The sequence below is a fragment of the uncultured Oscillibacter sp. genome (assembly GCF_910584465.1).
Taxonomy (GTDB): domain Bacteria; phylum Bacillota; class Clostridia; order Oscillospirales; family Oscillospiraceae; genus Oscillibacter.
Genome location: NZ_CAJUBK010000109.1, coordinates 1 through 4,423, shown reverse-complemented (window position 1 = coordinate 4,423; position 4,423 = coordinate 1). Strand labels below are relative to the sequence as shown.

Below are 4,423 nucleotides of genomic sequence, written 5' to 3'. Positions count from 1 at the left end.
CGTGCCACCGGATCTCTACGATGTCTTTCATTCTCTCTTCTCCTTTCCTGTGCTCGCAGTCAAAAATGCGGCGGGCAGTGAGTCCTGCCCGCCGCTGAGATGTTAGGATATCACACCAGGGGATCCAGGACGGCCTTGAAGTCGGCGATGATGTCTTCGGGGTCCTCCAGGCCCACGCTGACGCGGACCAGGCCCTCGGAGATGCCGGCAGCCTTCAGCTCCTCGGCGGTGTAGGTGGAGTGGGTCATGGTCGCGGGATGCTCGACCAGGGTCTCGGCGTCGCCCAGGGAGACGGCCACGGTGCACAGCTCCAGCTTGTTCAGGGCGGCGGCGGTGGCGGCCTTGTCGGCCTTCAGCTCCAGGGACATCATGCCGCCGGGCAGCTTCATCTGCTTCGCGGCGATCTCATGGCCCTCGAAGCTCTCCAGGCCGGGATAGTAGACCTTCGCCACGGCGGGATGGCCCTCGAAGAACGCGGCCACCTTCTTGGCATTGGCGCAGTGGCGCTCCATGCGGATGTCCAGGGTCTTCATGCCCCGGGCCATCAGGAAGGCGTCGAACGGGCTGAGGACCGCGCCGGTCATGTCCTTCAGGCCGAACATGCGGCAGGTGCCCACGAACTCCGCGTCCCCGACGATGACGCCCGCGATGACGTCGCCGTGGCCGTTGAGGTACTTGGTGGCGCTGTGGACCACCGCGTTGGCGCCAAGCTCCAGGGGGCGCTGCAGGTAGGGCGTGCAGAACGTGTTGTCCACGATCACCCGGATATCGGACTTGAAGTCATGGGCGGTCTTGGCGATGAGGGCGATGTCCAGGACCTTCATGGTGGGGTTGCAGGGGGACTCGAAGTAGACCACCTTGGTCTTGTCGGTCAGGGCCTTCTCCAGGTTCTCGACCTTGCTCAGGTCGGTGAGGGTGACCTTGACGCCGAACTTGTTCATGCCGTGGGTCAGCAGGGCGTAGGTGCAGCCGTACAGGGTCTCGTCCGCCACGATCTCGTCGCCGGCGACCACGGAGCTCCACAGGGCGGTGGAGATCGCGCCCATGCCGGAAGCCGCCACCAGGGCGGACTCGCCGCCTTCCAGGGAGGCCATCTTCGCTTCGACCTGCGCGGTGGTGGGGTTGCCCAGGCGGGTGTAGATATAGCCCTCTTCCTTGCCGGCGAAGCGGGCGCCGCCCTGCTCCACGGACTCGAACTCGAAGGTGGAGGTCTGATAGATGGGGGCGCACAGGGAGCCGGCGGCGTTGACGACCTTGCCGGCGTGGATCTGGCGAGTGGCGAAACCCTTATCCTTGCAGTTCATATCGATGTACCTTCCTTTCTTTTTTGCGCCGCGGGGCGCCGCTTTTGCGGGGGAAGGCGTGGTTCGGTTTTTCCGTTACTGGGCACACCTTCCAGGACGGCGGACGGCGGCAGTGTAAAAGCGCGTGGGAAGACGGGCCGGGCTGCGGGATCACGGTGATATTGACCAGGGGCCGAGGGACCGTGCCGTCGATTTTTGTCAACTCCCATAGTCATGATACCATTTCCCCGGCAAGAGTGTTAGTATGAGTTTTTGGACATCTGTTATCGCTTTTGTCGATAACGGTTTGACATCTGCGGTAGGGTATCCTATAATACATCCCAAGACATCACGGGAGGCGGGAGGCGTCATGACGTTCCAGCAGCTGACTTATCTGGTCGAGATCTCCAAATGCGGCTCCATCAACAAAGCGGCGGGCAAGCTGTTCCTCTCTCAGTCCGGCATCTCCACCGCCATCCGGGATCTGGAGGAGGAGCTGGGCATCCAGTTCTTCGTCCGGAGCAACCGGGGCGTGGAGTTCACGCCGGACGGACGGGAGTTCCTGGGCTACGCCGCGTCCCTGCTGGAGCAGAAGCGGTGGATCGAGAACCGCTACGGCGAGGCGCGGGACGCCGCTCCGGCGGTCCACCTCTCCATCTCGTCCCAGCGCTATCCCTTCACGGAGGACGCCTTCCTGGAACTGCTCCGGGACCTGGAGGCGAACCGCTATCAGTCCGCCATCCGGGAGGTGGATATGGACGCCGTCATCGACGACGTATACGACCACCGGGCGGACATCGGCGTCATCTGCGTGACGGAGCTGACGGAGAAGATGATCTTCCGGTTCCTGGATTCCCGAGCCCTGGTCTTCCATGAGATCGCGGTGGTGGATCCCTGCGTCTATGTCCGCAGGGGCCATCCCCTGGCGGAGCAGGAGACGGTGACGGAGGCGGACCTGACGGGATATCCCTACGTATCCTTCGAGCGGGAACAGGGCGTGGCGGTGGATTTCTCCGAGGAGTACCGGATGCTGTCCCTGAAGAAGCCCGCCCGGCAGATCCGGGTGAACAGCCGCAGCGCCATGCTGCGCGTGCTGTCCTACACCGACGGCTTCACCACCGGGAGCGGCCTGATCACGAAGAGCAGCGGCTATCGGAAACTGATCACGCTCCCCCTGGCGGAGAAGAGCGGCATCCGCATCGGCTGGATCGCCCTGAAGGGCGGCAAGCTCTCCGCCCTGGCGGAGCGGTTTTTGAAGCTGCTGGAGAAAAACATCCTGGAGTCGATCGAGTTCACGAACAAGGCCCGGCAGTCCCGGAAGGAGGCTTTGTAAGGAGGCAGGGAGGCTCCGGACAGGGAAACGGAGCGCCTGCAAGGCGCTCCGCTCAGGCTGTCGAAAAGACTTTTCGACAGCCTGAGCAAGTTTTCAGGACTTTCAAAAAAGTCCTGAAAACTTATGATCGAAAACGAAAGGGACCCTTCCTGGGTCCCTCTCGTAACTCTCTTCCTTCCCGTCGAGGAAGTTCCCTCTGCTTTTTCGAAAGGCGGAAGGAGCGCCTTGCAGGCGCTCCTTCCACCGTCATCGGTCATCTGTTTTTCCAGCGGTCCAGCGTGGGCAGGAGATCCTCCATGAACGCCCGGTTGGACGATGGATCCCCGAAGGGCATATGGGGCAGGCACCACTCGATCATCTCCTCCATGGTGCAGTCCGGGGCGCAGAAGCTCCCGCCGTCCCAGCACCATTTGCAGTAGTGCTCGTTGATGCTCCCGTCCTTGTCCCGGCCCATCTGCTCCACGGTGATGGGCATGCCGCAGCTCTGGCACGCCAGGTCCGTCTGGTATCCCAGCAGGGCGTTGATGGACACGCTGAACAGGTCGGAGATGGCTTTCAGGGTCTCGATCTCCGGCACCGTCTCGCCGCGTTCCCAGCGGGACACGGCCTGCCGGGTGACGAAGAGCTTCTCCGCGATCTCGTTTTGGGAAAGACCGGCCTTTTTCCGCAGGTCTGTGAACACCTCGTTGAATCTCATGGGGACCGCCTCCTTTACACGACCAGCTTACCACGGAGGGGACGGGCCGTCAAGCAACCTTCGGTTGCCCGGCCTGCCGGACCCGTCTTTTCGACAGGCCGAGCGGGCTGTTGGAAACGAAAGGCCACCTCGGGACTCCTTCCCGGCGGGCCTCCTCCCCGCCGGCGGAGCCCCCATCCCTCCTTCGGCGCTCTGGGCAGCCTCCACCCGCTCCGCTCCCATACGGGCCGCCCCCTTTTTGCCCGGCCGGCGCGCGCCATTTTGCCCGGCGGGCAAAAAAATGAATTGACGGTCGGGACGCAATATGTTAAACTAAAGACAATGTGTCTATGGCAGGACACCGGCCCCAAAATTTCGACCATGACATGATAGGGAAAGAAGGAAGCGTATGTACAAGATCGTCAGAAAAGAGGCCCTGCGCCCCACCGTCACCCTGTATGAGATCGAGGCTCCGCTGATCGCCAAAAAAGCCCAGCCCGGCCAGTTCATCATCCTCCGGGTGGACGAGAAGGGCGAGCGCATCCCCATCACCATCAATGCCTACGACCCTGAAAAGGGCACCGTCACCATCATCGTCCAGACCGTCGGCGCCACCACCGAGAAGCTCGCCCGCCTCAACGAGGGCGACTGCCTCCAGGACTTCGTGGGCCCCCTGGGCAAGGCCACCGAGACCGAGGGGAAGAAGAAGGTCTGCGTGGTCGGCGGCGGCGTGGGCTGCGCCATCGCCTACCCGGTCTTGAAGAAGTTCCACGACGACGGGGCCGAGGTCCACGCCATCGTCGGCTTCCGCACCGAGGATCTGGTCATCCTGGAGGAGGATTTCAAGAAGTCCTCCGATAAGCTGATCGTCTGCACCGACGACGGCAGCTACGGCCGCAAGGGCCTGGTCACCGAGGCCCTCAAGGAGCTGATCGAGGCCGGCAACCAGTACGACGAGGTCTTCGCCATCGGTCCCATGGTCATGATGAAATTCGTCTCCAAGACCACCGAGCCCTACGGCATCCCCACCACCGTCTCCATGAGCCCCATCATGATCGACGGCACCGGCATGTGCGGCGGCTGCCGGCTGAGCGTGGGCGGCGAGATGAAGTTCGCCTGCGTGGACGGCCC

4 protein-coding genes are annotated in these 4,423 nt (G+C 62.8%); 2 read left to right on the top strand and 2 right to left on the bottom strand.

The annotated features are described in order from the left end of the window. Window positions 1-110 precede the first annotated feature (110 nt). The gene (gene megL / locus QZ332_RS13210; protein ID WP_295766277.1) at window positions 111-1,304 is read right to left on the bottom strand and encodes a methionine gamma-lyase; all 1,194 of its coding nucleotides are present in this window, start codon (window positions 1,302-1,304) and stop codon (window positions 111-113) included. A gap of 349 nt (window positions 1,305-1,653) precedes the next feature. On the opposite strand from megL, the gene QZ332_RS13205 reads away from it, so the two are divergent. Further along, window positions 1,654-2,616, top strand: a complete 963-nt coding sequence (locus QZ332_RS13205) for a LysR family transcriptional regulator (RefSeq protein ID WP_295766275.1) — start codon at window positions 1,654-1,656, stop codon at window positions 2,614-2,616. Window positions 2,617-2,869: 253 nt separating this feature from the next. Here the strand turns inward: QZ332_RS13205 and QZ332_RS13200 are convergent, their stop codons facing one another. Further along, window positions 2,870-3,313 carry a zinc ribbon domain-containing protein gene (locus QZ332_RS13200; protein WP_295766273.1) on the bottom strand — a complete coding sequence of 148 codons (444 nt, stop codon included), beginning with the start codon at window positions 3,311-3,313 and terminating at the stop codon, window positions 2,870-2,872. A 388-nt stretch (window positions 3,314-3,701) separates the two neighbouring features. On the opposite strand from QZ332_RS13200, the gene QZ332_RS13195 reads away from it, so the two are divergent. Beyond that, window positions 3,702-4,423: sulfide/dihydroorotate dehydrogenase-like FAD/NAD-binding protein (locus QZ332_RS13195; protein ID WP_295766271.1), on the top strand; the 722-nt coding region annotated here is incomplete at its 3' end.

What these genes read in the sequence shown, in the direction of transcription:
- megL (WP_295766277.1), bottom strand. Translation starts at nt 1,304, where the DNA reads ATGAACTGCAAGGATAAGGGTTTCGCCACTCGCCAGATCCACGCCGGC.
- QZ332_RS13205 (WP_295766275.1), top strand. Translation starts at nt 1,654, where the DNA reads ATGACGTTCCAGCAGCTGACTTATCTGGTCGAGATCTCCAAATGCGGC.
- QZ332_RS13200 (WP_295766273.1), bottom strand. Translation starts at nt 3,313, where the DNA reads ATGAGATTCAACGAGGTGTTCACAGACCTGCGGAAAAAGGCCGGTCTT.